The organism is Colwellia sp. C1TZA3 (genome assembly GCF_007954265.1).
GTDB lineage: Bacteria > Pseudomonadota > Gammaproteobacteria > Enterobacterales > Alteromonadaceae > Cognaticolwellia.
In genome coordinates this window covers 1-2,763 of record NZ_VOLS01000120.1, presented here as the reverse complement: position 1 = coordinate 2,763, position 2,763 = coordinate 1, and the positions used below count along the sequence as shown (strand labels likewise).

General features: G+C 35.2%; 2 protein-coding genes. One reads left to right on the top strand and one right to left on the bottom strand.

Going from position 1 to position 2,763, the window contains the following annotated elements; genetic code table 11:
• Positions 1-849: 849 nt before the first annotated feature.
• The gene (locus ESZ39_RS17360; protein ID WP_146881173.1) at positions 850-1,590 is read right to left on the bottom strand and encodes a Crp/Fnr family transcriptional regulator; all 741 of its coding nucleotides are present in this window, start codon (positions 1,588-1,590) and stop codon (positions 850-852) included.
• Between the two features lie 565 nt (positions 1,591-2,155).
• On the opposite strand from ESZ39_RS17360, the gene ESZ39_RS17355 reads away from it, so the two are divergent.
• The gene (locus ESZ39_RS17355) at positions 2,156-2,605 is read left to right on the top strand and encodes a universal stress protein (protein ID WP_146881172.1); all 450 of its coding nucleotides are present in this window, start codon (positions 2,156-2,158) and stop codon (positions 2,603-2,605) included.
• Positions 2,606-2,763 lie beyond the last annotated feature (158 nt).

The following is a 2,763-nucleotide window of genomic DNA, read 5'->3' as shown; positions in this document are numbered from 1 at the left end:
CGCAGGAAAAATAACTCAAGGTAAGGCGCTCGATTGAGCAATAGCTGGCTATTGGGATTGAGAGCAACACAGCCTTGAGCTATTTTAACTAGTACAAGTGAGCAATAACTTAATGGGATTGGTATAAATTAAATAACAGCTTAAATGATGACACGCACATTACGCCATAGCGCGGAATACGCTCAATCATACTGATACCAATCTCACTAATTATCTGATCATTTCACCTGGTTAAAACAACCCACTACTGGGTTATTTATTTACTCATCATCGCTGCATGGATGCAGCTTATTAGATAATGCAGGCGCCTATTGTCCTGAACAATGAGTTATACCAATTTGATTAATTAAGTGATCACCTTTTTCATGAGGAAAAATGGATAAATTTTATAACGCTGTAGTTATTCATTTTAACCATTAAAAATGAGCAGATAATTAATCAACTTGGTATAATATATGTATCATCAAACACTGCGTGAATTACGTTTTCAACATACCCATAAATTTCTTTACAACAATGGTCTGAATGATGTTTTCAAAGTGGGCAGTTACGTGAAATCTAGGATAGTGTGGCAAAGCACAGGTCTGAATAGTCAATTGGTACTGGTATTTTGACGCTTTTGATAATACGCGGTATTACGAGTCACCTTGACTATATCGCCTTAGTAGATAACGATAGTCAAGGTAGATGAGGTAGTAAATCTAGTCGTAAAAACAAGCTAAAAATAAACAATAGAAGTGGTATAAAAACAGAAAACAGCTAAAATAGCTACAGTCATTAATCGCCACATTCAGTGGGTATGATTAGTTATGTTGAATTAAAATCAATTACATTATATGAACAACTTTATCAGTGGTGATAAACTTTTTTATCTATAGATAACAAGCGATCAGATTCTTTTTTCACTACGGCATAGCATTCACAACTCAACTTTTCGACTTTTTCCCTATCTAGTACAGTAATATGACCGCGATGATAATCAATAACCCCCAGCTTCTGTAGTTTTCCAGCCGCTTCGGTTACACCTTCCCTACGCACTCCTAGCATATTAGCAATAAGCTCCTGAGTCATCTTAATGTTCTTATCGGGTAAGCGGTCAAGAGACAATAGCAGCCAACGGCACAATTGCTGATCGATGGTATGATGGCGATTACACGCCGCTGTCTGTGACATTTGGGTAATAAGTGATTGTGTGTAACGCAGCATCAAGCCTAAAAAATTTTCATGTCGGTTGAACTCATCAGTTAAACGCTTTCCTTTAAGTCGAAAAGCATAACCTTCACTTTGCACAACTGCACGGCTGGAAGTACTGTCTCCACCCATGAACAAGGCAATACCAACAACGCCTTCATTTCCCACCACAGATATTTCTGCCGAAGAACCACTCTCCATGACGTACAGTAAAGACACAATCGAATCAACGGGGAAGTACACATTAGCAAGGGTATCACCGGCCTCGTAAATTACTTTGCCTAACTCTAATTTCACTAGATCAACAAAAGGAAACAGTCGTTCTTTTACTTCATCAGACAAAGCCGATAGTAAATGATTTTGTAAAGGTGAAATATTATTATCGATTATCTTTTTCATAGCTTAGTGCTGCCCCTTACAATTAATTGGATGAAGCTAATAAATAAAACTAAAAGTACCATTGTTTATATGTACGGTAACATACACAGTAATATTTTAGGGGTAATAATACCAAGTTGATTAATTACCTGCTCATTTTTAATAGTTAAAATGAATAACTACAGCGTTATAAAATTTATAAGGTGAATAACTACTGACTAAATTTTATGCCTTGTATTTATCCATTTTTCCTCATGAAAAAGGTGATCACTTAATTAATCAAATTGGTATAAGAGTAAAAAAAGCCTATTTTACCGTAATAAATATTTATCCCACCAGAATTACATACCCTTGGATTAAAATAACGGCATAAAATAAATAATAACCTTTAAATACAGAAAAACGCTTGGCTATGTTGTATTGGCTAATAAAAGATTAGCCTCTGACAACGCCAGCATAAAAAAACAGTGCAAAATAGTGAACTCATGTGTGACAGCGTACAGATGTATTTTTTCATTAAGTGCAAAGTGGTGTTTATTATAAATCTCAAAGTTATACCAATAGTATTAATTTTAAGGAAAAATCTATGTATAAACATATTCTATTTGCCACAGAACTTAATGAACAAAAAAGTTATATTGAAGATAAAGTGGCACAACTTCAACAATTCACTAAAGCCAAAATTAGCATTATTCATGTGATAGAACCCTTACCTACCGCCTATTATGGCGGAGCATTTGGTGTTGTTCCGGGTCCAGACCCTATTGGTAGTCTAGGCAACGAAAAAATACTAGAGGAGCGAGCCAAAGAGGCACTAAAACCTTTAGCTAAGAGGCTCAATATTACCGAGCAAAACCTGCATATACCTATAGGACATATTAGCGAAAAAATATTGGCTTTTGCAGAGAAAAACAATGTTGATTTAATTATCACAGGTAGCCATGGTGTGCATGGTTTGAGATTGTTATTAGGCTCTACCGCAAATGCCATTTTACACAGCGCAAAATGTGATGTCCTAGCGGTGCGTTGTAAATAATAGCAACAAACACTTAGCTTAACTGGGTAAATAATACCAAGTTGATTAATTACCTGCTCATTTTTAATGGTTAAAATGAATAACTACAGCGTTATAAAATTTATAAGTAGAATAACTACTGACTAAATTTTATGCCTTGTATTTATCCATTTTTCCTC

Bases quoted from the DNA above. Each gene is read 5' to 3' on its own strand.
- ESZ39_RS17360 (WP_146881173.1), bottom strand. From the start codon at position 1,590: ATGAAAAAGATAATCGATAATAATATTTCACCTTTACAAAATCATTTA.
- ESZ39_RS17355 (WP_146881172.1), top strand. From the start codon at position 2,156: ATGTATAAACATATTCTATTTGCCACAGAACTTAATGAACAAAAAAGT.